The sequence below is a fragment of the Bradyrhizobium sp. PMVTL-01 genome (assembly GCF_051861855.1).
Taxonomy (GTDB): Bacteria; Pseudomonadota; Alphaproteobacteria; order Rhizobiales; family Xanthobacteraceae; genus Bradyrhizobium.
Genome location: NZ_CP193982.1, coordinates 6,496,196 through 6,519,383 on the forward strand (window position 1 = coordinate 6,496,196; position 23,188 = coordinate 6,519,383).

The 23,188-nt window shown below is 62.6% G+C and carries 26 protein-coding genes and 1 pseudogene; 6 read left to right on the forward strand and 21 right to left on the reverse strand.

Annotated elements, in window-relative coordinates:
- Positions 1-36 precede the first annotated feature (36 nt).
- The 4 genes and pseudogenes from ACRQ5Q_RS31370 to ACRQ5Q_RS31385 form a co-directional block, all read right to left on the reverse strand.
- Positions 37-252 (reverse strand): hypothetical protein, encoded by a 216-nt coding sequence (locus ACRQ5Q_RS31370; protein WP_439373965.1) that lies wholly within the window; start codon positions 250-252, stop codon positions 37-39.
- Between the two features lie 150 nt (positions 253-402).
- Positions 403-1,587: an MFS transporter gene (locus ACRQ5Q_RS31375; RefSeq protein ID WP_439373964.1), complete on the reverse strand. Its 1,185-nt coding sequence runs from the start codon at positions 1,585-1,587 to the stop codon at positions 403-405.
- Between the two features lie 24 nt (positions 1,588-1,611).
- Positions 1,612-1,812 carry a BBE domain-containing protein gene (locus ACRQ5Q_RS31380; RefSeq protein WP_439393814.1) on the reverse strand — a complete coding sequence of 67 codons (201 nt, stop codon included), beginning with the start codon at positions 1,810-1,812 and terminating at the stop codon, positions 1,612-1,614.
- A gap of 689 nt (positions 1,813-2,501) precedes the next feature.
- Positions 2,502-3,032 (reverse strand): annotated as a pseudogene (locus ACRQ5Q_RS31385) (FAD-binding oxidoreductase); the annotation flags it as partial.
- Positions 3,033-3,116: 84 nt separating this feature from the next.
- Between ACRQ5Q_RS31385 and ACRQ5Q_RS31390 the strand changes: the two are divergent.
- From ACRQ5Q_RS31390 to ACRQ5Q_RS31400, 3 genes are all read left to right on the forward strand, one after another.
- Positions 3,117-4,700, forward strand: coding sequence for a winged helix-turn-helix domain-containing tetratricopeptide repeat protein (locus tag ACRQ5Q_RS31390; protein WP_439393816.1), 1,584 nt, complete (start codon positions 3,117-3,119; stop codon positions 4,698-4,700).
- Between the two features lie 936 nt (positions 4,701-5,636).
- On the forward strand, positions 5,637-5,855 hold the full coding sequence (locus ACRQ5Q_RS31395; RefSeq protein ID WP_439399911.1) for a DUF3551 domain-containing protein: 219 nt from the start codon (positions 5,637-5,639) through the stop codon (positions 5,853-5,855).
- A complete protein-coding gene (locus ACRQ5Q_RS31400) occupies positions 5,852-6,886 on the forward strand; it encodes a patatin-like phospholipase family protein (protein ID WP_439373962.1) in 1,035 nt (344 codons plus the stop codon). Before ACRQ5Q_RS31395 ends, ACRQ5Q_RS31400 begins: the two co-directional genes overlap by 4 nt.
- 284 nt (positions 6,887-7,170) lie before the next feature.
- Here the strand turns inward: ACRQ5Q_RS31400 and ACRQ5Q_RS31405 are convergent, their stop codons facing one another.
- The 3 genes from ACRQ5Q_RS31405 to ACRQ5Q_RS31415 all read right to left on the reverse strand — a co-directional run bounded on the left by ACRQ5Q_RS31405 (position 7,171) and on the right by ACRQ5Q_RS31415 (position 9,086).
- Positions 7,171-7,599 carry an NUDIX hydrolase gene (locus tag ACRQ5Q_RS31405; RefSeq protein ID WP_439373961.1) on the reverse strand — a complete coding sequence of 143 codons (429 nt, stop codon included), beginning with the start codon at positions 7,597-7,599 and terminating at the stop codon, positions 7,171-7,173.
- Positions 7,600-7,670: 71 nt separating this feature from the next.
- On the reverse strand, positions 7,671-8,456 hold the full coding sequence (locus ACRQ5Q_RS31410) for a succinate dehydrogenase iron-sulfur subunit (protein ID WP_439373960.1): 786 nt from the start codon (positions 8,454-8,456) through the stop codon (positions 7,671-7,673).
- Between the two features lie 147 nt (positions 8,457-8,603).
- Positions 8,604-9,086, reverse strand: a complete 483-nt coding sequence (locus ACRQ5Q_RS31415) for a hypothetical protein (RefSeq protein ID WP_439393818.1) — start codon at positions 9,084-9,086, stop codon at positions 8,604-8,606.
- Between the two features lie 327 nt (positions 9,087-9,413).
- Between ACRQ5Q_RS31415 and ACRQ5Q_RS31420 the strand changes: the two genes are divergently transcribed.
- Positions 9,414-9,596, forward strand: coding sequence for a hypothetical protein (locus tag ACRQ5Q_RS31420; RefSeq protein ID WP_439373958.1), 183 nt, complete (start codon positions 9,414-9,416; stop codon positions 9,594-9,596).
- A gap of 361 nt (positions 9,597-9,957) precedes the next feature.
- On the opposite strand, the gene ACRQ5Q_RS31425 is transcribed toward ACRQ5Q_RS31420, so the two are convergent.
- Positions 9,958-10,302 carry a response regulator gene (locus tag ACRQ5Q_RS31425; RefSeq protein WP_439373957.1) on the reverse strand — a complete coding sequence of 115 codons (345 nt, stop codon included), beginning with the start codon at positions 10,300-10,302 and terminating at the stop codon, positions 9,958-9,960.
- A gap of 1,073 nt (positions 10,303-11,375) precedes the next feature.
- Complete coding sequence (locus ACRQ5Q_RS31430) at positions 11,376-11,561, reverse strand: DUF3606 domain-containing protein (protein WP_439373956.1); 186 nt, start codon at positions 11,559-11,561, stop codon at positions 11,376-11,378.
- A gap of 392 nt (positions 11,562-11,953) precedes the next feature.
- On the opposite strand from ACRQ5Q_RS31430, the gene ACRQ5Q_RS31435 reads away from it, so the two are divergent.
- Entirely contained in the window at positions 11,954-13,636 is a 1,683-nt protein-coding gene (locus tag ACRQ5Q_RS31435) for a helix-hairpin-helix domain-containing protein (RefSeq protein ID WP_439393820.1), read from the forward strand.
- A 181-nt stretch (positions 13,637-13,817) separates the two neighbouring features.
- Here ACRQ5Q_RS31435 and ACRQ5Q_RS31440 read toward each other — a convergent pair whose 3' ends face one another.
- The 3 genes from ACRQ5Q_RS31440 to ACRQ5Q_RS31450 form a co-directional block, all read right to left on the reverse strand.
- Positions 13,818-14,237, reverse strand: a complete 420-nt coding sequence (locus ACRQ5Q_RS31440; RefSeq protein ID WP_439393822.1) for a hypothetical protein — start codon at positions 14,235-14,237, stop codon at positions 13,818-13,820.
- Between the two features lie 18 nt (positions 14,238-14,255).
- On the reverse strand, positions 14,256-14,456 hold the full coding sequence (locus tag ACRQ5Q_RS31445; RefSeq protein ID WP_439373953.1) for a hypothetical protein: 201 nt from the start codon (positions 14,454-14,456) through the stop codon (positions 14,256-14,258).
- Positions 14,457-14,702: 246 nt separating this feature from the next.
- Positions 14,703-14,927 (reverse strand): hypothetical protein, encoded by a 225-nt coding sequence (locus tag ACRQ5Q_RS31450; protein WP_439373952.1) that lies wholly within the window; start codon positions 14,925-14,927, stop codon positions 14,703-14,705.
- Between the two features lie 181 nt (positions 14,928-15,108).
- Here ACRQ5Q_RS31450 and ACRQ5Q_RS31455 point away from each other — a divergent pair, with 181 nt between their 5' ends.
- Positions 15,109-15,831 (forward strand): Crp/Fnr family transcriptional regulator, encoded by a 723-nt coding sequence (locus ACRQ5Q_RS31455; protein ID WP_439373951.1) that lies wholly within the window; start codon positions 15,109-15,111, stop codon positions 15,829-15,831.
- A 431-nt stretch (positions 15,832-16,262) separates the two neighbouring features.
- On the opposite strand, the gene aroQ is transcribed toward ACRQ5Q_RS31455, so the two are convergent.
- The 9 genes from aroQ to ACRQ5Q_RS31500 are packed head-to-tail and all read right to left on the reverse strand — an operon-like array spanning position 16,263 to position 23,183.
- Positions 16,263-16,712 (reverse strand): type II 3-dehydroquinate dehydratase, encoded by a 450-nt coding sequence (gene aroQ, locus ACRQ5Q_RS31460; protein WP_439373950.1) that lies wholly within the window; start codon positions 16,710-16,712, stop codon positions 16,263-16,265.
- A gap of 13 nt (positions 16,713-16,725) precedes the next feature.
- Positions 16,726-17,472 carry an amino acid ABC transporter ATP-binding protein gene (locus ACRQ5Q_RS31465; RefSeq protein ID WP_439373949.1) on the reverse strand — a complete coding sequence of 249 codons (747 nt, stop codon included), beginning with the start codon at positions 17,470-17,472 and terminating at the stop codon, positions 16,726-16,728.
- A gap of 57 nt (positions 17,473-17,529) precedes the next feature.
- A complete protein-coding gene (locus ACRQ5Q_RS31470) occupies positions 17,530-18,357 on the reverse strand; it encodes a transporter substrate-binding domain-containing protein (protein WP_439399912.1) in 828 nt (275 codons plus the stop codon).
- A 52-nt stretch (positions 18,358-18,409) separates the two neighbouring features.
- Positions 18,410-19,066, reverse strand: a complete 657-nt coding sequence (locus ACRQ5Q_RS31475; protein ID WP_439373948.1) for an amino acid ABC transporter permease — start codon at positions 19,064-19,066, stop codon at positions 18,410-18,412.
- 10 nt (positions 19,067-19,076) lie between these two features.
- Positions 19,077-19,745 carry an amino acid ABC transporter permease gene (locus tag ACRQ5Q_RS31480; protein ID WP_439373947.1) on the reverse strand — a complete coding sequence of 223 codons (669 nt, stop codon included), beginning with the start codon at positions 19,743-19,745 and terminating at the stop codon, positions 19,077-19,079.
- A 51-nt stretch (positions 19,746-19,796) separates the two neighbouring features.
- Complete coding sequence (locus tag ACRQ5Q_RS31485; RefSeq protein WP_439373946.1) at positions 19,797-20,651, reverse strand: shikimate dehydrogenase; 855 nt, start codon at positions 20,649-20,651, stop codon at positions 19,797-19,799.
- A gap of 7 nt (positions 20,652-20,658) precedes the next feature.
- Positions 20,659-21,486 carry a shikimate dehydrogenase gene (gene aroE, locus ACRQ5Q_RS31490; RefSeq protein WP_439373945.1) on the reverse strand — a complete coding sequence of 276 codons (828 nt, stop codon included), beginning with the start codon at positions 21,484-21,486 and terminating at the stop codon, positions 20,659-20,661.
- A gap of 3 nt (positions 21,487-21,489) precedes the next feature.
- Positions 21,490-22,716 (reverse strand): CaiB/BaiF CoA transferase family protein, encoded by a 1,227-nt coding sequence (locus ACRQ5Q_RS31495; protein ID WP_439393824.1) that lies wholly within the window; start codon positions 22,714-22,716, stop codon positions 21,490-21,492.
- Positions 22,713-23,183: a MaoC family dehydratase gene (locus tag ACRQ5Q_RS31500; RefSeq protein ID WP_439373943.1), complete on the reverse strand. Its 471-nt coding sequence runs from the start codon at positions 23,181-23,183 to the stop codon at positions 22,713-22,715. The genes ACRQ5Q_RS31495 and ACRQ5Q_RS31500 overlap by 4 nt, the downstream gene beginning before the upstream one ends.
- Between the last annotated feature and the right edge of the window lie 5 nt (positions 23,184-23,188).

Below are 23,188 nucleotides of genomic sequence, written 5' to 3' on the forward strand. Positions count from 1 at the left end.
CAATTTCATCCTGCGTTAGACTAGAACGAGCCCTGCTTACGAGATTTCGCGCGGCAGCTTCCAGTCCGGTCTCGGCGTGCAGGTCTCGTCGACCCGCGCGACGTGATATCCTGCGGGAAGAAGTCGGCCGCCCTCCTCGTCGGCGACCGGAACATCGGTCACCAATCCCTCGATCAATGCGGCTTCCCACACCTCCTTCTCGGTCGGAAAGGGATTGCCGATCTGCTTATTACCCTCGAACAGCGCGTACATCGGTTCCGGTCCTGCGTTGGCCATGCTCGCCAGCAACGTATCTGCCGCACCGACGTTCCCCTTGCGGCGAGCGCGGCCTTTGCCCGGAAGGCATTGAAACAACGGCTGTCACGGGCGGCGCCTGCGCCGCTCGCGGCAGCTCGCTCTAGTCTAAGTGGGAGCTCGAACGCTCCGGGCCGATCCAGAGCGGCCGGCAACGATACGGCGGAACAGCCACAGCACGACGGGACAGGCCAGGAGCGCGCCGGCGCCGAAGTCGAGCGCAGCGCTCGCGGAGCCGAACGAGGTGGAGAGCTTGCCTCCGATCGCCGGTCCGGCCAGCATGCCGGCGTAGAAGACCGTGTAGAACAGTCCCATTCCGATCGGCCGCATTGTCTGGTCGAGCACACGCGCCGGCAAGCTCATGATCGGCCCAGCAGGCAAGCCGCAGAGGATTCCGAGAGCAACGACGATGGGAACCACCATGCCGCTCCGCGACAGAAGAAGCGTCAGACCGGCGAAGGCGATGCAACCTGTCACGAGGATGGCCTCGCCGCGTTTGGTCCGATCGGCCAGGAATCCGCCGAGCGGAACCGAGAGGGCGGCGAGCCAGAGCACGACACTGACTGTCGATCCCGCTGCGGCACCGGACCAGCCCTGCTCCACAAGCATCGATGGGCCGAAACTGAAGATCATCGCGAAGCCGATATTGTAGAGGCACCAGATCAAGCCGGCGGCAATCACGGCGCAGATCGTGTAGGCGGTCAGGCTCCCGCGCTGGCCGTCCGCCCCGACGGTCGCATCAGGCGCGCGATAAACCAAGGCGATGACGCCAAGCCCGATCAGGATCAGCCCTGCGACGGCGAAATTAACGGCATGGAGCCCGAGGGCGTCGCCGATGGCTGGCAGAAGCATCAGAGAGAGCGCGATGCCAGCCGGCCACGAATTGATGAAAATGGCCATCGCGGTGGCGATTTCCCGACCGGCAAACCAGTCCGCGACCATTTTGGTCATCAGAACGTTCAGGAGAACACCGCCGATGCCGGCAGTCAGCCGGCCCGCGATCTGCGCGCTCCATGACGTTGACGTGGTCATCAGCAGTTCACCGGCCAGCATCATCACGAGTCCGGTGAGGACCGTCACCTTGTCGCCATAGCGGCCGCCGATCGCACCACCCGGCAGGGCAAGCGCGGTGCCCGGAGCAAAATAGAGTCCGATCAGAACCCCGATATCGGCGAGGCTCGCACCCAGACTCTGGCTCAGCTGCGGCGCGACGGCGGCGACGCTCTGAAACTGAAAGGCGATGGCGGCCCGCGCGACGAACAGAGCAACAAGTATGGTCCAGCGGCTTCGCATTTGGCGGATCTCGAATGTTATGAACTATGGCGCCGGCTTGATATTCTGGTTCAGGCGGAAGAAATTGGTCGGATCATACTTCGTTTTGAGCGCGGCCAAACGCTGATAATTCTCGCCATAGGCGTCGCGAATGCGATCCTCGCCCTCGTCGCCGAGATTGTTCGCGTACACGCCGCCCGTCGAATAGGGCCTGACGGCGCTCCACAGCTCGCGCGCCCAGCGCATGTTTGCGTCGTCGTCGGCCGGATCATCCCAGATCGCGACCGGGAAGCAGTCGAACGCTGCATCGCGATTTGCGTAAGGCGTGTCGAACGCCGGAACCCGCGCGATTGCGCCGCCGACGTGCTGGAAGACCAATAGCGACGACGTGTTGGGCCTCTCGCATAGGCGTCGAGCAGCGTGTCGATTGCCCCCGCACCGATTTCGCGCAGGAACTGCGCCTTCCAATAATAGCGACGTCCCCGCGGAAACAGGGCATCGCCGCCCGACTGTATATCGAGATAGGGAATGGTTGCGAGCCGCGTCTCGACGGGGGAGCCGAACTTGACGATCGGCGAAAGCGCTTGCTCGCCGTCGTGAAGCGGGCCGACATAGCAGCCAGTGATACCGAAATATCGCTCTCCCGACGGCAGCGTCACAAGGGCGGCATCGACATTGACCTCGTCGGCAGCGTTTCGGGCGAATTCACCGTAGAACCGCATGGCCTCGCGTGCCTGATCGTAGGAATGAAGCGCCGACGCGACGAGCAATGACGTGCCGATGGAATGCAGTTGGTATTCGAACGCAGTCACGATGCCGAAATTGCCGCCGCCGCCTCGTAGGCCCCAGAACAGGTCGGGATGTTCGGTCGCGCTGGCCCTCAAGATCTTTCCCTCGGCCGTCACCACCTCGGCGGCGATCAGGTTGTCGCAGGTCAGTCCGTATTTTCGCCCGAGCTTGCCGAAGCCGCCGCCAAGCGTGAGCCCGGCGATGCCGGTGTCGCTGTTGACCCCCATGGTGGTCGCCAGACCGTACGCCTGCGTGGCACGATCGAACTCGCCGAGGTACAGACCTGCCTCTGCGCATGCGGTGCGACGGACCGGATCGACGTCAATGCGTTTCATCCGCGACAAGTCGATGACCATGCCACCGTCGCAGACCGAGAGGCCAGCGACATTGTGGCCTCCGCTGCGAACGGCCACCGGGAAGAGGCGGGATCTCGCGAACGTCACGGCCTCGACCACATCCTGCGCATCCGCGCAGTAGGCGATCACGGCCGGGTTCCTGTCGATGGCGCCATTCCAGACCTTGCGCGCCTCGTCGTAGCCGGCGTCCCCCTCGAGGACCACCTTGCCCTTCAGCCGCAGTTGTGGCGCGGACAAGGGTCCCGCGTGCAGTTTTCCCATCAAGTTGTCGTCTGGCTGCCGCTGCTCCATCCCATTTGCTCCTCGCCGCCAATGCCCCATCCATCGTCTCACGGAACGCCGGGTCGTTTCCTGAATCGAACCGGAAAAAGTTGCAAATTTCGCCAAAAATGGTGTCTCTAGGCCATGGCGACGATCTACGAGTTTGGTCCCTTTCGTCTCGAGACAGCGGCCGGCACGCTGTTTCGCGACGCCGAGCCGCTGGGTGTCGGCGGGCGGGCGGTCGCACTGCTTCGGCTGCTGCTGGAGCAGGCTGGAAAGCCGGTTGCCAAGGACGCGCTGATGGAGGCGGCCTGGCCGGGGCTCGCAATCGAGGAAAGCAATCTGACCGTACAGATCGCGGCGCTGCGGCGGACGTTTGCAGACGTCGAAGGCGGCAGCAGCTGGATCGAGACCCTGCCGCGCCGCGGTTACCGCTACGTCGGCCCGCCAGCCGCGGCCCTGTTCGATCGCGGACGGCAGACATTGCTCCCGTTCGCTCCGTCCGACAAACCATCGATGGCCGTGCTGCCTTTTGCCAACTTGAGCGGCGATCCGGCACAGGACTACTTTTCCGACGGAGTCACGGAAGACGTCATCACGGAATTGTCGCGTTTCCGGTCGCACTTCGTCGTGGCCCGCCATTCCAGCTTCCTCTACCGCGCAAGGTCGTCCGACATCAGAGAGGTCGGCCGCCAGCTCGGCGTACGATATGTGGTGGAAGGAAGTGCGCGCCGGATCGGGAAACGGGTGCGGGTGACGGTCCAGCTTCTGGATGCCGTGAGCGGCTTCACCCTTTGGACGGAGCGCTACGACCGCGTGATCGAAGACATATTCGCCATCCAGGACCAAATCGTCGGCAGAATCGTCTCAGCGCTGCCCGGCCGGGTTGAGGACGCGGGCCGCGAGATCGCAAGAGGCAAGCAGACTTCCAACATCACGGCCTACGATCTCGTCCTGCTGGGGAACGAGCGATGGCGTCAGTTGACCGTGACAAGCATGGATGAGGCGAGAGGTTGCTTCACAAGAGCCGTGGAGCTCGATCCAGCCTATGCCCGCGCTCACGCCAATATCGCCTGGACCATCGTCTGCGCCGCGTTTCTGGAATCACCCGCCGCGCCCTCGCTGGACGATGCGCGTCGCGAGATCGAGATCGCACTCGATCTCGATGAGAATGATGCCTGGTCGCACGGCGTCTTCGCCCAGCTTCTTTTCCTGCAAAACCGTCACCAGGAGGCCGAAACCCACTTCAAGCGGGCTCTGACGCTCAACCCGAACGATGCGGACGTCGCCGCAGCATTTGCCAACATCCTAGTCTATTGGGGGCATTGGCGGGACGCGCTGACATGGATCAGATCGGCCAAACAGCTCAACCCGTTTCCTCCCAACATCTACCATTGGTATCACGCGCTGGCGCTCTATTCGGCGCGCGACTACGAACAGGCGATCAAGGTGCTCAGGGAAGCGCGATCGAGTGATCGCTGGTCCCACGCGCTCCTTGCGGCGTGCTACGCGCAAATCGATCGACCGAGTGAGGCGGACGTCGAGGTGCGTGCATTCATTCGAGAGCGAGGTCTGGAATTGAGCGGGCGTGGCGAGGCGCTGCCGGTCAACACACTCGAGCTCGCCCGGATACGCGCCGCTAGGTACAGGGATCCCGTCGACCGCGACCATTTCCTCGACGGCTTGCGCAAGGCCGGCCTGAGCGGCGAACTCGCCGATTTCGCATAGCGATCGGTCAGCAGGAACCAGCGCGCCGGCTGGCAATGACCGCGCCGCGCATTCACTGCGCGAGGGCCGGAGCCCGCTCGGAGCTCTCCCGCTCTGCCGCTAAGTGCGGCGAGCCCACCGAGCAATGCTCGGAAGAATCGAGCCCCGCATCATGAGCCAGGTGCTCCCAATACTCAGCTTCCGCGAGCAGTTTCCAGCTTCGATCTGGATTATGCGCGGCGGTCTGACGGCACAATGATGCCATGGCGCGCAGGCGACTCGCAGTGTCCATCCATTCCTCCCATTCTTTTCTTTTTAAGCACACTATTTTCTTTTTTTACGTTGGAGTCATTATGATTATGACGCAGAAGCAATTTTCACCTGCCGGTTGCGATTCGCGCTCTGTTGCGTTTCGCTCTTCCGGCACGGTCTATCGTTGCAGCAGCGATAAAAGTTGCTGTCGGCCCTGCTGAAGCTGCCGCTGGGGCGGGCGAGCCGTGGCTCCCCTTCAACAACGTCGCTTTCCAGCTTCCTCAACTGATCGAAAATTGCATCGTTGATGACAAGCAACCTCCGCATGGTCGCCGAGGAGAAACCGGTCCACATAAGTCCAAATGCGGGGAGCTGTTGAAGCTCGCGAGGCGCAAGACACCAAACACGGCAATGGGACGTTCACGTTCCGCGGCGGGTGCGAGCCCCTGGGCCAAGGGCCGGTGCTCGGGCCGTCGCGGCCCGACAGCGCAGTCAGGTGGCGCAGATGAACGAGCCGCCCGTGACGAATGCGCTGAGCTGTAGTCAAATAGCGGGCCGCCGAGGGCGGCCGGCGGGCGAGCGATGTGAGACATTTTCGCTTTCAACTTAAACACTGAGCGCGATGAGAGTGCGGCTTTGGAACGCCGGCCTGAAGGCAACGTTCATTGTCTAGATTGGAGATTTGTAATGAAACATCGTTTGCTCATGGCTGCCGCAGCGCTCTCGCTGATGGCAAGCCTTGGTGCGTCGACCGCTGCCCTCGCGCAGGATCGCTATTGCCTGCAGGGCCGGATCTGGGGCTATCCCGGCAATTGTCAGTTCGCCAGCTACGCGCAGTGCATGGCCAGCGCGTCGGGAACCAATGCCTATTGCGGCATCAATCCGCGTTATGCCTATGCGCGCCGCTACCGGGGATATCGGTGAGCGGTTTCCATGCCTCGGCTGAGCGCGGCCGTGTCCGGCCGAACGACGTGACGGCATCGAACAGGCCCATCAATGCGGTCGTGTTTTCCGGTGGCCTCGGGCTCGGTGCCTATCATGGCGGGGCATTCGAGGCACTCGCTTGTCGGGCGTTGCCGGTCGATTGGGTCGCCGGCTCGTCGGCGGGCGCGATCAGCGCGGCGCTGATCGCGGGAAGCCCCGGGCCCGATCGCCTCAAGGGCTTGCGCAGCTACTGGCATGGTGCCGGTGAGATCTCGACATGGGCCAATGTCAGTCGGCATCCGTTCGCCTGGCTAAGTTCGATCAGCACGCGGCTGTTCGGCCATCCCGGCTTCTTTCATCCGAGGCTTCCAATTCCGACGGCTCATTTCGGCGGCCTCTATGATCTCGGCCCGACGCGCGAGCGGCTGAAAAGGCTGATCGATTTCGAACGGCTGAACGCGGGCGAGCCGCGCATCACCGTCTGTGCCACGGACGTCGAAAGCGGAGATGCCGTGCTCTTCGACTCGTCGTCCGACCGGATCGAAATGGATCACATCCTGGCCAGCTGCGGATTTCTGCCGGAGTTCGCGCCGGTCCAAATCAACGGCCGCTGGCTCGTCGACGGCGGCTTCTCGTTGAACGCGCCATTCGAGCCGATGCTCGAAAGCGAGGATCCACTCAGCATCTTTATCATCGATCTCTTCGCCCGTGACGGCAAGGTCCCTGACGGCCTCGAATCCGCAGCTGAACGCAAGAGCGATCTCACCTTCGGCAACCAGACCTTCCAGCGGCTGCGCCACGCGCTGGAAGCTCGCCAGCTTCGCGCCGAGCTCCAGGGACTGGCGCGCGAAGACTTCGTCCATCTCCTGAGCTACCGGCCGGGCCTGGAAGAGGCCGGCCCCGAGAAATCCTTCGATCTGTCGGAGTCCGCGATGGCCCAAAGATGGCAAGCTGGCTTCCAGGACATGCAGCATGCCGCGAGCCTTTCTGACAGCCGGGGCGGCATCTGCAGCGTGCGCCGGGCAAAGTGATGCGGTCTCGTGCGAACGGCGTCAGCCGTCAGTATCGAGCACTGATGGATGTCGCGGAGAAACTTGATCAGGCCTCATCGGCGCAACGCCATCAGCCGGGGCAATGGTGGCCCCACCGCCATCGAGGCGCCCGCACCGGCAAAGCGGATCGCACAACGCCGCCTGATCGCAGCGGACTTCGTGTGGCGGGCGCTCTTCGGATACGAGACCGGTCGGCCGCTGGTTCATCTAAGCTTGAACGACGGGATCGTCCGCGCGTTCCTAATGCCCTGCCGCTGATGGGCTCAGGACACGAGCCCGCCCTTCTCCGTTTGCGCCGCGAAGCGCTTGATCAGCTGCCGCAGCTCGGCCTTGTGCACCAGACGCGCCGCCATCTCGGCCGAGACCCAGATCGCCTCGCGCTCGCCCTTCTCCGGCCACCAGCGCTCGCGCCCATGCACTTTCATCGGGAAGACGGCGACGTCCACGGTCCGCGTGCGCTCGCCCTTGCGTTTGCGGTGCTTGAAGCTGCCCAACGCGCGCTTTGCGATGACGCCCATCACGCCCGCCTCCTCGTAGGCTTCGAGCGCGGCCGTGCGATGTGGCGACGTATTGCGGATCAGTGAGCCCTTTGGGACGCTCCACCTGCGCTTGCGTCTGGTCGTGATCAGCATCACGCGGAGCTCGGAATTGTCCAGACGAAACGGCAAAGCGGCGAACTGTTTGTTTCCCATCGGACCTCTCCAACGGGTTGACAAGTCGACGCATTGGCCATGGTTCCTGCGGTGGATCGTGGCCGCCGCAATCAGAACTTCCGCTCCACCATCTTGAGGCGGAGGGCGGAAATTGCTTCTCCGGGATTGAGCCCCTTCGGACAAGCCTTGGCGCAGTTGAGGATGGTGTGACAGCGATAGATCCTGAAGGGGTCTTCGAGCATGTCGAGGCGCTCGCCCGTCGCCTCGTCGCGGCTGTCGTTGATCCAGCGTGCAGCCTGGATCAGAGCCGCCGGGCCGAGAAAGCGCTCGGAATTCCACCAGTAGCTGGGACACGACGTCGAGCAGCAGGCGCAGAGGATACATTCGTAGAGACCATCCAGCTTGGCCCTGTCCTCGTGGCTCTGCCGCCATTCCTTCGGCGGCGCCGGCGAGGTGGTCTGCAGCCAGGGTTCGACCAGGGCGAGCTGCGCATAGAAATTCGTCAGGTCCGGTACAAGATCCTTCACCACCGGCTGATGCGGCAAGGGCAGCACGCGCAGCGGCTCGCCGTGTACAACGTCCTCGCTCATGGATTTGGTGCAGGCGAGCGTGTTCTGGCCCGCGATGTTCATCGAGCAGGAGCCGCAAACGCCCTCCCGACAGGAGCGCCTGAACGTCAAGGTCGAGTCGATGTTGTTCTTGATCCAGATCAGGCCATCCAGCACCATCGGCCCGCAATCCGACGTGTCCACGAAATAGGTGTCGAGCCTGGGATTGCGGCCATCGTCCGGATTCCAGCGATAGACCTGAAATTCGCGCAGCGCCTTTCCGGCGGGCCTGGGCCACACCGTTCCTTTTTCAATACGCGAATGTTTCGGAAGCCTGAACTCAACCATCGGTTATCTCCGGCACGCTTGAGGACGACGATGGCCAGGCGGTGCTCGAGGACGATTTGAAAATCGGCCGTGCGCTCCTGATCGTGAACCTCACGACGACACAGACCTGGATTGGACGCCGGAGCAGCCGGCGTCCTGAACTTGCCCTTAGCACCCCTTGCAGATGCTCTTGATCTTGCGATCGACCTTGGAGTTCTGCGAGTTCTCGGAGCGAATCTGATCGTCGCCCTGCAGCGCCGGACCGGGCGTCGTCGTCCCGTCGATGCGGCCGCTGCTCGCGCCGCCTGCCAGGTTGCCGGGCCGACCGACGGTGGTCGATCCCCTGGGGCCGCTGCCGCCGCCCGACTGAGCCGTTCCGGCGCCGTTGGTGCCAGGCGCCGTCGTGCCCCGTGCCGCGTCGGCAGGATTTGTGGAATTAACCGTGCCTGATGTGGTGCCGCTGCTTTGGTTCGCGGCTCCCGAGGTGCCGCCGCTGGCAGCGTTTCCGGTTCCCGCTGTGCCGCTCGCGCTCCCGGCGCCACCGGATCCGCCCGAACCTCCCCCGCCTCCTCCACCCTGCCCGGAAGCAGGACCGATGGAAGCGTTCAAGAGGATAGCAATCAGCGCGAGTCCCAGGCTGGTCATCCGCATCGTCTCTCTCCGTTCTCGTCCGCCTGTGGCAGGTCGCGGCCATCAACGCCCGTGGCGGTCGTCATGCGTGTGGTGCTGATCGCGCTCTCCCGCCTCCGCCGGAGACCTGCGTTCCCGGAGTGTTGGCTGGAGCTCTCGGCACCGCTGCATCGGGCTCGCGCCGTCCCTTTCCAGGGCTTGCGATCCTGCGCGTTCACCGGAGGAAATGAGCCGGCGCGGCGGTCGTTCCTGCAATCGTTGGCTGCAGTTCGCACGAGCTGGAACGACTGACTTTTCGGACGGTTGGTCAGAACTTGACCGCTCTCCAACACAATCGATGAGGAACACATGCCAAAGGCAGCCGAGAACGACCCGAGAGAGACGCCGCTCGACGATCCGCGCCAGCAGACGGACATGCCCACCCACAGGCAGACCGATAAGCCATGGCACGGCAACCCGGAGAAGGACCAGATCGATCCTAAGCGGCCGCCGCTCGATCTCGAGAAATGGCAGAAATCGAACACGCACTAGGCGTCGCCGACTGGAGCTGCACCTTCCGTGGAGCTCTCAGCGCGCGGCGAGGCGATGCCCTAATTCGTCCACGGGACTAACCTGTGACAATGCCAGCCTGACGACATTGGAATTATAAGGGGGCGATGGCAAAGCCGCCCGCACCGGAACTTACCTGCCCACACTGCCGCGACAGCTTGCTGACGGTGGTCAAGGTGTTTGACCCCCATAAGGACTGCCACGTTCGTTACCTCCAATGTCAAGGATGCCGCCGGCGCATATGGGAAGATGAACTCCCGTAATCAATCTGGCGATGAACACTTAAGCCGAACGGACATATCGATAGCCACAAGGCGGCCGCGGCTGTGGATGGGGTCGACGCTCAGCACGCTCCCATGGTTTCGTGCATGACCCGCGCGAGGTCCTGCTCATCAAAGGGCTTCCTGATCATGGGATACCCATCGCGCCGTCGCTCCCGGCCGGACAGTTGCAAGATCTTGAGTTCGGGTCGCAAACGCCTGGCCCTTTCGGCCAGCTCATGACCGTCCATGCCGGGCATGTTGATATCGGTGATGAGTATCGAGATTTCGTTGTTGAATTTTAGAGTGTGCAACGCCTCGTCGCCGCTCTTCGCGCTGACCGTTTCGCAGCCCAGGTCTTCCAACATGCTGACGATCACGTGGAGCACGTCCGGGTCATCATCCACGACCAATACTGCATGGGGCACGGCAAGAATCCTTGATTGCAAAAATCTAGAACGTCTGCACCGGCCAACAGTTCATCAACTCGAGCGTCATGGCGTCCACTGCAGCACTGCCGTTGCTGTGGGTGATCACGGGGCTTTTTCAGTTGCGGAAGGCCCCAACTCGGGCCGGAGGGAGCGAGCTGGGGCCAAAGTTCCCGGGCCAGGCACGGCTGAATGCGAGCCCAGGCGCAACAACCTGCACCACAGAAAGGTCACCGGCGATGGAGCAACCGGCGTACCTCGGACGGGAGTGCCCTCACTCCGGATGCAACCGAGCGCTCGCGGCGCTGTTCGTTGGCGGCCTTTGGCGCAATCTGCGCAACTGTTCCAGCCCCTCCTCGATCAACTTGAGATCACGTTGGATGTGCTCCAACGCAGAGGCGGAAGCAACCTGGAGCAATTCACGCCGAAGACGTCGCATATCTTCGAGCGCCTGCTGGTTCCTCAAACGTACATAAGCCGAGACGAGTGCTTTACAGGACATGGGCGTTCCAAATGCGTTTGCAAAATGAGCTCTCAAAAACAGACTGAACTGCAATGACCCAGCGAGCACATAATCGCGGGTCCCAACTCTCAATATCACGTGCCTCAAGGCACGGGGAGATTGTAACGCGGGGCAGCAATATATTGCAAGCAGCACGAGTTGGTGCGCCCGGAGGACACCGGGCGGAATTGAACCCCGGCGGGATGTCATTGCACTCGGCTGGCTTGCCGCCGAGCCGCCCCGGCCATTACTGCCCCTGTGAGCGGCGGCCGCCTCGCCGGGGGACCACATCGGCCCCAGCCTGGAGGTTTTTCCGGATCGAAAAACGAGCTGGGACCGAGGGGTCTGCCGCTGTCTGGTCGGCAAACGTCGGCAAACACCGCTTCATCCCAAAAAACGATCCCGGAGGGATTCACATTTGTGAATCCGACACAAAAAGCGAACGCCCCGGCCCGCCGGGGGCGCTCGCTGGAGCTTAGTCGCGGCAACAAGGGACGGCACCGAAGACTGATCACTGACCCCATCGACGGGGGTAGGGTCGTTCCTGACGAGCGATGGCCGAACGGCCTCCTCACCGGCCGAGGCGCCGCTCAACCTTCTTGCGGCTGCTGCCTACCTTCTTGACCGCTTTTTTCACCGCGGACGCCGAGCGGCCAGTCTTCTTCGCCTCGTAGCGAACCTCGTAAGGCTGTCCGCCCGCGACCCGTGCCCGGTCCTGCTTGCGGCCGCGCGTCGTCTGCTTTTTCGACTTTGCCATGCTGATTCCTCCATGTTGGCACCGCGGCAACGCCAGGAAGGATTCGCAGGTTCCGCTTCGCCATTCGGCCAGAGGCGCCCGGGTGACCGAACTTTAGGCGAGAGGTGGCGTTGAACGACATCATGTCGGACGCGTTTGACTACTTTCGGGGCTACGTCGTTCGAGTTCCTTGGCTCGATGGATGCCGCAGGGCAGAATGAAGCATCTGCAGCTGGTCGCCAGCCGAATTGAGATTCTCCTCGATAAAGAGGCAGCCCATGGCCACGCAGCACCTTGAGGACTTCCGGGCGGCGCAGAAGCTCGAGAGATCTCTGGATCCCGAAGACGCCCCCACTGCTCAAAGTCGGTCCGCCCTGTCGGGGCCGCAGAGCGCGCGACGGGAGGCTCGCTGAGTGCCTTCCCTCGATTCGCGCGCCGTAGCAGGTCTCCTGCGAGAGTACGCACAGCGCGCCGCGTTGCGTGGCGGCAACCCCTACAGGGCGAAGGCCTATGCGCGCGCCGCCGACAGTTTGGCAGCCCTCGCGGTCCCACTCCATGTGCTCGTCGCCGAAGGCCGGCTGACGGAGATTCCCGGCGTCGGCGAGGCGATCGCCGACATCATCACCAAGCTTCACAAGACGGGTACTCATCCAAGCCTTGAAAAGCTGCGGAAGGAGACACCCGCGGGCGTGCTCGAGATGCTTGGCGTGCCCGGTCTGCGCCCAGAAAAAGTGCTGCGTCTCTACAGGGATCTCGGGATCGCCTCGCTCGCCGAATTGGAGGCAGCCGCCAAAGACGACCGCATCAAGAAGGCCAAAGGACTGGGCGCTGCGCTGCAGAGCAAGATTCTGCAGAACCTGGCTATCGCGAAAAGCGGAGAGGGCCGCCTCCACCTTCACCGTGCCGCCGCCCTGCTCGCGCACGCAGAGAAGTCGGTGCGCAAGGCTCGGCCGGAACTCAGGCGCGTGACGATCGCTGGCGATTTCCGCCGAGGCTGCGAGCTCGTTGGCGACCTCACGATCGTTGCGGAAGCTCCCAAGGCCGCCAAGACGCCGAAAGCGACCGCAGCGGACGGACTGCAGATCCGCCTGTCCGACCGCAGACATTTCGGCGCCACCCTTCTCTTCGCCACCGGCTCCGCTGCTCACATCGAGAAACTTCAATCTTTGGCCGCGGAGAAAGGAATGCGGTTGGAGGCCGACGGCTTGCACGAGGGCCGCACCCTGGTCGCCGGCGAGGAGGCCGATATCTATCGCGCCCTCGGTTTGCCATTCATCGACCCCGAACTCAGGGAGGGGCGCGGCGAGGTCGAACTGGCTCTGAAGGGCAAGCTGCCGAAGCTCGTCACCGACGAGGATCTCCGCGGAATAATCCACTGCCACACCGATGCTTCCGACGGCACCGAGACGCTTGAAACCATGGCCGAAGCAACCCGCCAGCGCGGCTTCGACTATTTCGGCGTCGCCGACCACTCCAAGTCCGCGCACTATGCGGGCGGTCTCTCCGTGGACGAGATCACGCAGCAGCATCGTGATGCCGACCGGTTGAACAAGCGCTTCGGCGAGGATTTCCGGATCCTCAAAGGTATCGAATCCGACATTCTGGCGGACGGGTCGCTGGACTATGCGGACGACGTGCTGCGGCGCTTCGATTTCGTGGTCGCGAGCATCCACGGCCGTTTCAAGCTGGACCGCAAGGCACAGACGCAGCGCCTGCTTCGGGCCATCTCCAATCCTCACGCTACCATCATCGGCCACATGACCGGACGGCAGCTCCAGCGGCGGCCCGGCTACGAAATCGACATCGAGAAGATCCTTCGCGCATGCGCCAAGCATGACGTTGTCGTCGAGATCAATGCCCATCCGTGGCGCCTCGACCTCGACTGGCGTTGGCACCAAGCGGCCCTTGAGTTCGGCTGCATGATGAGCATCAACCCGGACGCCCACTCGATCCCCGAGCTTGACCACATGCACTGGGGCGTTGAGATGGCGCGCAAGGGCGGGGTGCCTCCGGACAGGGTGCTGAACGCGATGCCGCTCCCGGAGATCACACGTTACCTCCGCCAGAAGCGCCGCTCGCTCCTTCGCGCCGCCTGACGCCGTCGGCGCACGATCTCACGCTACGGGATAAGTCGTGTCGCGGCCGTTCGCGGTCACCCCTTCAGCAAGTCGCCGCAGAACCAAATCGTGCTTTTGGAAGACCACGGCGTCGACGTCGATGCACACGCCGGCGCGGTCTACAAACGCCGGCGGCTTTTTTCTTGTTCGCAAATTTATCTTACGAGGCGTTCGCCCTAGCCCGCTCGCGCGCCTCCCGACGCCGTTCGTGGCGTTCGCGGCGCCTGGCACGATCGGCCGGCTGCGGCAGCGGCGGCACGGGCGCCGACGCCAATATCGTTGCCGGAGGCTCCCCGACGAAAGGCGCTTGGACCGGTTCGGGCGCGGCCGGGCGGGCTTCCATCAATTCGAGCACTTCCCGCCCCTTGAACGTCAGCCTCCACCCGCCGCTTATGCGTTCGACCAGTCCTTGTGAAAAGATGTCGAGATCCGGCACCCGTGCCGCGAGGCGCCTGGTCCGGTCAGCCCAATCGCGGCCGCTGGTCGCCAGGATGGCCATGTCCCGCTTGAGATCCTCCATGACGGCGAAGCCATCCGGATAGCTCGCCAGGATCTTCAGGACCGTCACCTGGAAATTCACGCGCCCGCTCCGGATCAATCAGCGCCACATCGTGGGCGCGTGCGAGAGAGCGTCACGGCCGATCTGCCTGAGCCCCTCGGGACGGACCTCGCCCCTTTTTGCAGCCTCCAGGATCTTCGAGGCGACGTGCGTACGTGTTCCGATCTCGCGCTGCGAGACCTCTTCGCAGACTTCATCAAGGACCGCGCGCAAAAGCGCGGTGGTGGCCGTGTCGAACATAAGATGCCCCCATGCTGGAAAGCCCCAGTTTATCGTGGTTCTTTCGGCTTTGCGATTCAGGAATGTTAAGCTTTTCAGAGAAAGCGGCGGTAATTGTTGCGGCCTGGGGGCAGAGGCCCCGCGGGCGGGCGGGATGTGCGACATTGCTGCAATGCGGCAGTCATGCGTTGCACGCTTCGCAGCCCGAGCCTTCGATATCCCGAGCCGACTTGAGCCAGCGCGGGGTACCCGCTCAACCGAGGCGGATTACGAAGGACGAAGCTCCCGAAAGGCGATCTCCGAGATCGCGACAGCATTGGTCACGCCCGTGGCTCCGACCTCAATGACCTTGCGCGCGACGATCTCGCAGATCGGATCGTTGCGATCTACCAAGTTAAGCTTGCGTAGAGTGCGCCTGAAGGCGAGTTCGAGAACGTGCCGCTGCTCTGGAGTCAAATCGACACTCCCGGAAATGAGCGAGTTGATGGGCAAGGTGCGACTCCCTGTTTGATGGTGCGGAAGCGCAACTGGCGATCTCATCACCGAGAACAAAACGACTCTCCTGGCCGACTACTCAATCATGGAAACTTCGAGAGACATTCCGAGTTTAGATCGGCGAGGACCGCGCCGTCGTATCAGGTGATACGGGTCCGGAGGAAAAGTTTGGAGAGCAATGGACCGCCCACACGAGACGCTGATACGTAACCTGAAGGAGCATTCACGGCTCCGGGAGGAAGACATTGCGGAAATCGGCAGCTTCTCGTTGACCACCAAGGAGCTGTCACCCGATGAAGACTTCATTCATCAGGGAGACCATCCGAAACACGCGGTTCTGGTGGTATCTGGAATGATCGCCCGCTATCACCTCCTCAAAGGAGGGCATCGACAATACTTGTCGTTTCACATGTCGGGCGATCTGCCCGATGCACAGGGGCTTTTCATCGAGAGAATGGATCATGCACTTTGCTCGATTGGTCCCGCGTGCGTCGCCTTCATACCGCACAAGGAAATCCTGAAGGCTTTCGAACGACGTCCCTCGCTCGGTATCGCCATCTGGAGAGAAACGCTGCTGGATGCCGCAATCTTTCGGGAAGCCATCACGAACAACAGCGCGAGGCTCAAGCCGACCCGAATGGCGCATCTGTTCTGCGAACTCTTCTATCGGGCACGCCTCTCCAAGCTCAACGACGGGAACAGATGCTCGATTCCGCTGACGTTGCCCCAGCTCGGCGAGACACTCGCCATGGCGATCGCCTCGGTCAACCGCGCACTTCAACAATTGCGTTCGTCGGGTAGCATGGATTTCCGCGACGGCAAGTTGATCGTTCTGAACTGGGGAGAGCTCAAGCGACTTGGTGACTTCAATCCAGATTATTTGCACATGAAGAGCCGTTGAAGGTTCGTGCGGGCATCTGCGAATCTCGGACGCGAACACTTCCAGGCGCCGATACCACGGCGTGGGACCGATATGAAATCTCGGGTTTCCGCCGTGCGTTTGACCGCGTCGATCACTCCAAGGGTCTTCAGCCCTTCATGCCCGCTCACCACGGGCCGCGGCCGCGAGCCACGATGCAATCCATGCCGTTGGCCGCGTGCATCTGGTTGGGGGCGACAGCCACCCCTTCCGGCCGTTTCCGGAGAGCATGTCAAGGACGGAAACCAGTCCACCTTGTGCGAAACTGCCAGCTCTCGGGCCGCGGGCGCCGGATCGACGATCGACGATCGACGACAGTGCCGCCTCCGCCGCGCGAGAATGTGTTCGATATGTCGCTTGCCGATGAGGCCCGCTCCCATCACCGAGAGGCGGACGGGTACACTCATCCGATGCTATCCCTTGTTCTCATCAAGCAGCTTGGCCACGCGGCGCAGGCCGAGCAGATAACCTTGCGTGCCGAAGCCTGCGATGACCCCATCGGCCCGTTTGGAGACAAACGAGTGGTGACGGAATTCCTCGCGTTTGTGCACGTTGGAGATATGGACCTCGATCACTGTCCCCTCGAACGTGTTCAAAGCATCCAGGATGGCGACTGACGTATGGGTGAAAGCCGCAGGATTCATCACGATCCCGGCAGCCGTCTCGCGCGCCTCGTGGATCCAGTCGATCAGCTCGTATTCCCGGTTGGATTGATGGAAGCGAATCTCCAGGCCAAGCTCTTTAGCCAACGCTAGACAGTCCCGCTCCACGTCCGCAAGCGTCTCGTGACCATAGATGTGGGGCTGGCGCTTGCCGAGCAAGTTGAGATTTGGTCCGTTGAGGACGTAGACAAGGCGACTCATCGAAGAACTCCGTTCAGTGATGGGCGAGGATCTCGCCAAGGAATTGCCTGGTGCGGGCGTGTTGGGGATTGCGGAAGAAAGCGTCGGGCGCGCCTTCTTCGATGATCTGGCCTTCCGCCATGAAGATGACCCGGTCGGCAACCTGGCGGGCAAAGCCCATCTCGTGGGTGACGCAAATCATGGTCATACCGTCGTTGGCAAGGCCTATCATCGTATCGAGCACCTCCTTGACCATCTCGGGATCGAGCGCCGAGGTCGGCTCGTCAAACAGCATCACCTTGGGCTGCATGCAGAGCGCGCGCGCGATCGCGACGCGCTGTTGCTGACCGCCCGAAAGCTGAGCCGGATACTTCTCGGCCTGGTCACCGATGCGCACGCGCTCGAGGTATTTCCGCGCAATCGTTTCCGCCTCGGTCTTGCCGATGCGGCGCGCGCGAATGGGCGCGAGCATGCAATTCTGCAAGACCGTCATATGCGGAAACAGGTTGAAGCTCTGAAAGACCATGCCGACGTCCTGGCGTACGACATCAATAGCCTTGATGCTGTCGTCAAGCCGATGACCGTTCACCACGATGCTGCCCTGCTGGATCGCCTCGAGGCGGTTGATACAGCGGATCAGCGTCGATTTGCCCGACCCGGATGGACCGCAGAGCACGATCTTCTCGCCCTTGCGCACGGTGAGATCGACGTCGCGGAGAGCCTGGTACGCGCCGTACCACTTCTGCACGCCCTTCATTTCGATCAGGATCTGGTCCTGCATGCTGGTCTCCGCCGATGGGCGGCAGCCAACGCGGATCGCGTCGGCCGCTCGCGGTGGTTACTGGACGGTGAAGGGAACGCCGGGGAGGGAGTCCGGGAAGACAGGGACCGGGACCTTCATCCATTTGGCGTAGAAACGGGCCAACTTGCCGTTCGACTTGATCTCGTCGATGAACTTGTTGGCTGCCTCGTTCCACTCCCTGTCGCCCAGTCGTGTGCAAGCGCCGTTGTAAAGAGCGGTGAAGTGAAGCTTGGGCTCGAACCCCAGTTCCGGCTTTGCCGCGTTGAGGCGCTGCGGATAAAACAGATTGGCGCCGACTGCCTGGACTTGGCCAGAGAGCAGCGCCTGGATGGTGGCGGCGTCATCGTCGAATCTGCGGATCTCGGTCCCGGGCGGGGCGTTGTTGGTCACCTGAGTATCCTGCGTGGAAGACCTCGGAACGCCGATGACGAACTTGGCCATATCGGCGTTGCTGTTGATCGGGGTTGCCTGGGCGGCGACAAGCGTAATCTCGTTGGCAACATACGGCTTGGAATACTGGACCGCCTTCGCACGCTCGGGCAGCATGGCCATGGTTGCAAACAGAATGTCGACCCGGCCTGTGGTCAGCGCCGGAATTCGATTGGCCACCGCCAGCGGGACGAACTCGGCTTTCACGCCGAGATATTCAGCAAAGGCGCGCCCCATGTCGGCATCGATGCCGTCCTGCTTTCCCGAGCTATCGACATAGCCCCAGGGAGGATTGTCGCCCTGAATGCCGATGACGACGACGCCCTTCTTCTTCACGTCTTCCAGGGTGCCCGCCTGCGATTGGCCTGCGACGGCAATTGCCCCGAGCGTCAGCAGCGCCATGCCGAAACGGCGACGATTGAGTGAAAACAACATTGGGGTTCCTCCTCCTGGTGATGGCTGTATTTGACTGGGCAGGTGCGCCATACTACCTTTGACTGGCCAGGGCCAGCCGGGCCTCCATCCGACTGCCCCACCACGAGAGTGGCCAGCAGAGGACGAAATACATTGCGCCGACCACGCCGAAGACGAGCAACGGCTGGAAAGTCTGGTTCGAAACGATCTGACCGGCGCGGGCGAGTTCGATGAAGCCGACGATGGCCGCGAGCGACGTGCCCTTGATGAGTTGCACGAGATAGCCGATGGTCGCCGGCAGCGAGATGCGAATCGCCTGCGGCAGCACGATGTCGCGCATGCGGGACGAATAGTGCAGGCCAAGCGCCATCGCCGCTTCGGTCTGGCCGCGCGGCACGGCCTGGATCGCGCCGCGCCAGATCTCACCCAGGAAGGCGGAGGCATTCACGGTGAAACCGATCGCCACCGCGACGAAGGCGTCGAGCTTCAGCCCGGTGAGCGCCAATCCGTAATACACGACGAAGAGCTGCAGCAGCAGCGGCGTGCCCTGGAATATCCCGATGTAGATGCGGGTGACCCATTCCACGCCCTTGTGACCACAGGTGCGGAGCAATGCGACGGCCAGCCCAGCCGTGCAGCCGCCCACAAAGGCGACCAGCGTCAGCAGCACCGTCCATTGCAGCCCACGCAGCAGGAAGCCGAACTCGGCAAGACCAAAATGCGGTGTCATGATCGCTCCCTCAGCGTGTCGGATAGGAGAAGAAGCGGTGGGAGACGGCCGCGAAGCCCAGCATCAGCAGCCAGGAGATCGCGAGATAGAGGAAGGTGACGGAGAAATAGACCTCGAAGCTGCGGAACGTGTCGCTTTCGATGCGCTGCGCAACCGACGTCAATTCGTAGGCCGATACCGCCGAACAGATCGATGAGGTCAGCGTCAGCATGATGAACTGCCCCGTGAGCGATGGGTAGATCGCGCGAAGCGCGGGCTTGAGCACGATGAACCGGAATACCTGCCCTTTGTGCAGGCCGAGCGCGTAACCGGCTTCTATTTGTCCCTTGTGAATGGATTGCACCCCGCCGCGGATGATCTCGATGGCGTAGGCACCGCCATTGACACCGAGCGCGATGACGGCCGTGGCCGTCGGATTGAGCTTCAATCCGATCAGCGGCAGGGCGAAGAACAGGAAGAATATCTGCACCAGGAAAGGCGTATTGCGCACGATCTCGACGAAGCCGATTACGAGAGCACGCAACCAAGCCGCCTTGGCATCGCGTGCTGCGACGCCGGCGACACCGATCACCATTGCGAGTGCCATGCCGGCCAGCGCCAGGGCCAACGTGCCCACGCACCCCCACAGCAAGGCGGGCATCGCATGCCAAACCACCGAGAAATCGAGCGTATAGCCCATCTTGCGTTTCCTCTGGGGCGTTGTGCGTGCCGCTCGCCCAACGGCCGGGTGTCACCCGCCCAAGGACGCAAAGGTGGCGAAGAAGACGGCTGGATCAGGTGAGATGCCCGTGAACAGGCGAAATGCTTCGGTCCCCTGGAAGATCGCCATGCCACCACCATCGACGGTGCGGCAGCCGAGGGCGCGCGCCGCGCGCAGCAGGGCGGTTTCCAGCGGGAAGTAGACGATCTCGGCGACCCACAGATCGGGACGCAGCAACGCCGTCGGCAGCGGCGTGCCCGGATATTTGTCCATGCCGATCGGCGTCGCGTTGACAATTCCGTCTGCGGCAGCAACGGCGGCCGCGACATCCTGGCCGACGTTCAAGCGCGCTTCTGCAAATCGGGGGGACAAGCTATCCACCAAACTCTGCGCCTTGGCCGAGTCGACGTCGATGATGGTTAGTTCCCGCACGCCGAGCTTCATGAGCCCGAAAGCGACCGCCGCGCCTGCCCCGCCGGCGCCGAATTGGACGACACGACCGAGCGATGCACCCTGCATGTTGCGGCGAAAGTTCTCGGCGAAGCCGAACCAGTCGGTGTTGTGGCCGATCATTCGGCCATTCCTCACGACCACGGTGTTCACGGCACCAAGCGCCTCCGCGTCAGGCGAAAGCTCATCCAGGAGTGGAATGATCGCCTGCTTGCAGGGATGGGTCACGTTCAGCCCGTCAAAGCCCATCCGCTTTGCCGCCGTCAGCAATTCCGGCAGCGCTTCGGCACCAAGTTTCAACTCGGTCAGGTCAATCTTCCTGTAGAGATAGCGGATGCCCGCAGCGTCAGCGGCCGCCTCATGCATGGGCGGAGTGCGTGACGCGGCGATGCCGCTCCCGATCAGGCCGACGAGAAAGCTGGACTTCTGATGCATGGCGCCGTCAGCTCAAAGGGACAGTCAGCTCGGCGATGACCTCAGCCGTGCTCGGTCGAACGCCGCGCCACCAGGAAAAAGCTTCGGCCGCCTGCTCGACCAGCATGCCGACGCCGTCGGCCAGCTTGGCTACACCTTCGGCGCGGGCCGCTCGCAGAAAGGGGGTCAATCCCTTGCCGTAGGCAAGTTCGTACGCCAGCTCCGCACCGCGGAAGACATTGCCTGGAAGCGGCGGCACTTCACCGCGCAGGCTGGCCGATGTCGCGTTGACCACGACGTCGTAGCCCTCGGCAAGATCGGCCAGCTCGGCATAGCCGCTGACGATCAGGGGACCACAACCGGCAAACTCTTCAGCCAATGCAATTGCTTTCGACAGTGTTCGGTTGACGAGAACCAGCTCGGACGGCTCCTGGCGCAGGAACGGCAGCAGCGCGCCACGCGCCGCGCCCCCGGCACCGAGGATCAGGACGCGCTGGCCGGCCATTTTTACACCGAGATTGGTGGTGATGTCACGCACAAGGCCGATCCCGTCAAAATTCTCGCCGATGATCCGATCGCCGTCGAACTTCAGGCAGTTTACGGCGCCAGCTCGGTCGGCGCTCTCTGAAAGCTCGTTTGCGTAGGCGAAGGCATCGAGCTTGAACGGGGCAGTGATGTTCAGCCCCTTGGCGCCCTCCGTCCGGAATTGATCAACCCGTTCTCTGAAGCCATTGAGGGGACCCTCAATCGCCTCATAGACGAGGTCCTGCCCCGTCATTCTGGCGAAAGTGCCGTGGATGAGAGGTGATTTGCTGAAGCCGATCGGATTGCCGATCACCGCGTAACGATCGCTCATGGCTCACTCCTGCACTGCGGCTTCGTTGTAGAGAACGCCGTCACGCACCATCGCCTCGATAGTTTCGGCCGGCACTCCCAGCGAGGCGGCAATGCGGCGATTGTCCTGGCCTAGCAGCGGCGCCGGAGTACGCACGGTGGTGTCGCAATCGGAGAACCGGAACGGCAGGTTCGGCAACGTCACCTTGCCGAGCACAGGATGCTCCTGCTCCACCAGCATGCCACGCGCGTGGATCTGCGGATCCTTCACGACCTCTTCGATCGTCTGCACGGGAGCCGACGGCACACCTGCCTCCTCGAGTGCCGCAAGACAGGCGTCCCGAGATGGTTGCGACAGCGTCCAGCTGCGCACAATCTCCATCGCTTCGGCATAATGGTCGTTGCGCCCGGCAGGCGTGGTGAAGCGTTCGTCGGATACCAACGCGCTTCCTCCGATCAACGTCGCCAAGCGCCGCCACGCATCATCGACTTGCGCGGCGATGACGAGATTGCCGTCCTTGGCCGGAAAGACGCCGTAGACGGTCGAGTCCGGCTGTCCGCTGCCGGTCTGCTTCGGCAGGTCGGTCCCGCCGGAGAGAAAGTAGCGCTGCACCGCATAGTCGTGCATCGAGACCATGCAGTCGTACAGCGCCAGATCGATGTGTTGACCGCGCCGGGACGACGCGCGGCCGACCAGCGCGGCATTGATGGCAGCCACGCCGTGAATGCCGGTATACATGTCGGCGAGTGGCATGTGCAGCAGCGGCGGCGCTTCGCCGGGATTGCCCAGTTGCGCCAGAGCGCCCGACATCGCCTCTGCGATCAGACCGAAGCCCGGACGGTCGGCATAGGGACCCGTGTGACCATAGGCGGAGACCGAGCAGTAGATCAGCCCGGGATTGCGTGCCGAGAGCGCCTTATAGCCAAGCCCGAGGCGCTCGAGTGCGCCGGGGCGGTAGTTCTCGATGAAGACGTCGGCCGTGTCGACCAGCTTCATCATCAGGTCGAGGCCACGCGTATCGCGCAGGTCGATGCACAACCCCTGCTTGCCCATGTTCTGCTGCAGGAAGTAACCGGATTGTCCCTCCTTGAAATAGCCATGGGCGCGGCCCGCATCGCCTGCCTTCGGACGCTCCACCTTGATGACGTCCGCACCCATTGCGGCGAGGCAACGGCCCATGAACGGGCCTGCCAGGAAATGGCTGTAGTCGATGACGCGAATGCCCTTGAGCGGCAGATCTTGCACGGTCATGCCTGCTCTCCTGCGGCGCTGGTCTTCGGGCGCATCGGGATCATCAGCCGGTGCTCGCCGAGCTGCACAACTTCGCCGCGCTGGTTGATCAACTCGGAGGGCAGCACCACGATGCCCCACCCTTCCCGCTTCGTGGCGCGCATTGAACCAACGCGGAACTTCACATGGACGGTATCGCCGAGCTTGATCGGCAGCTTGAAATCCCAAGTCCAGCCCAGCGACATTCCAGGAAGGAAGCGGTAGTCGGCACGGGTCTTCAAACCATCTGCCAGCGACAGACCAAACAGCCCGTGCGCGACGCGCGTGCCGAATGGTGTGGTCTTGGCGTATTCCTCGTCGACATGGACCGGCGTGAAATCGCCCGTCAGCTCGGCGTAGGCATTCACCATCGTTTCGGTAACCGTCACTGAGGGAGTGACGCATTCGTCCCCGACCTTGGCATCGTCCCAGTAGCGCTCATCCGTCATGTCGC

What these genes read in the sequence shown, in the direction of transcription:
- ACRQ5Q_RS31370 (WP_439373965.1), bottom strand. Translation starts at nt 252, where the DNA reads ATGTACGCGCTGTTCGAGGGTAATAAGCAGATCGGCAATCCCTTTCCG.
- ACRQ5Q_RS31375 (WP_439373964.1), bottom strand. Translation starts at nt 1,587, where the DNA reads ATGCGAAGCCGCTGGACCATACTTGTTGCTCTGTTCGTCGCGCGGGCC.
- ACRQ5Q_RS31380 (WP_439393814.1), bottom strand. Translation starts at nt 1,812, where the DNA reads ATGCGCTGGGCGCGCGAGCTGTGGAGCGCCGTCAGGCCCTATTCGACG.
- ACRQ5Q_RS31390 (WP_439393816.1), top strand. Translation starts at nt 3,117, where the DNA reads ATGGCGACGATCTACGAGTTTGGTCCCTTTCGTCTCGAGACAGCGGCC.
- ACRQ5Q_RS31395 (WP_439399911.1), top strand. Translation starts at nt 5,637, where the DNA reads ATGGCTGCCGCAGCGCTCTCGCTGATGGCAAGCCTTGGTGCGTCGACC.
- ACRQ5Q_RS31405 (WP_439373961.1), bottom strand. Translation starts at nt 7,599, where the DNA reads ATGGGAAACAAACAGTTCGCCGCTTTGCCGTTTCGTCTGGACAATTCC.
- ACRQ5Q_RS31410 (WP_439373960.1), bottom strand. Translation starts at nt 8,456, where the DNA reads ATGGTTGAGTTCAGGCTTCCGAAACATTCGCGTATTGAAAAAGGAACG.
- ACRQ5Q_RS31415 (WP_439393818.1), bottom strand. Translation starts at nt 9,086, where the DNA reads ATGCGGATGACCAGCCTGGGACTCGCGCTGATTGCTATCCTCTTGAAC.
- ACRQ5Q_RS31420 (WP_439373958.1), top strand. Translation starts at nt 9,414, where the DNA reads ATGCCAAAGGCAGCCGAGAACGACCCGAGAGAGACGCCGCTCGACGAT.
- ACRQ5Q_RS31430 (WP_439373956.1), bottom strand. Translation starts at nt 11,561, where the DNA reads ATGGCAAAGTCGAAAAAGCAGACGACGCGCGGCCGCAAGCAGGACCGG.
- ACRQ5Q_RS31445 (WP_439373953.1), bottom strand. Translation starts at nt 14,456, where the DNA reads ATGTTCGACACGGCCACCACCGCGCTTTTGCGCGCGGTCCTTGATGAA.
- ACRQ5Q_RS31455 (WP_439373951.1), top strand. Translation starts at nt 15,109, where the DNA reads ATGGACCGCCCACACGAGACGCTGATACGTAACCTGAAGGAGCATTCA.
- aroQ (WP_439373950.1), bottom strand. Translation starts at nt 16,712, where the DNA reads ATGAGTCGCCTTGTCTACGTCCTCAACGGACCAAATCTCAACTTGCTC.
- ACRQ5Q_RS31465 (WP_439373949.1), bottom strand. Translation starts at nt 17,472, where the DNA reads ATGCAGGACCAGATCCTGATCGAAATGAAGGGCGTGCAGAAGTGGTAC.
- ACRQ5Q_RS31470 (WP_439399912.1), bottom strand. Translation starts at nt 18,357, where the DNA reads ATGTTGTTTTCACTCAATCGTCGCCGTTTCGGCATGGCGCTGCTGACG.
- ACRQ5Q_RS31475 (WP_439373948.1), bottom strand. Translation starts at nt 19,066, where the DNA reads ATGACACCGCATTTTGGTCTTGCCGAGTTCGGCTTCCTGCTGCGTGGG.
- ACRQ5Q_RS31480 (WP_439373947.1), bottom strand. Translation starts at nt 19,745, where the DNA reads ATGGGCTATACGCTCGATTTCTCGGTGGTTTGGCATGCGATGCCCGCC.
- ACRQ5Q_RS31485 (WP_439373946.1), bottom strand. Translation starts at nt 20,651, where the DNA reads ATGCATCAGAAGTCCAGCTTTCTCGTCGGCCTGATCGGGAGCGGCATC.
- aroE (WP_439373945.1), bottom strand. Translation starts at nt 21,486, where the DNA reads ATGAGCGATCGTTACGCGGTGATCGGCAATCCGATCGGCTTCAGCAAA.
- ACRQ5Q_RS31495 (WP_439393824.1), bottom strand. Translation starts at nt 22,716, where the DNA reads ATGACCGTGCAAGATCTGCCGCTCAAGGGCATTCGCGTCATCGACTAC.
- ACRQ5Q_RS31500 (WP_439373943.1), bottom strand. Translation starts at nt 23,183, where the DNA reads ATGACGGATGAGCGCTACTGGGACGATGCCAAGGTCGGGGACGAATGC.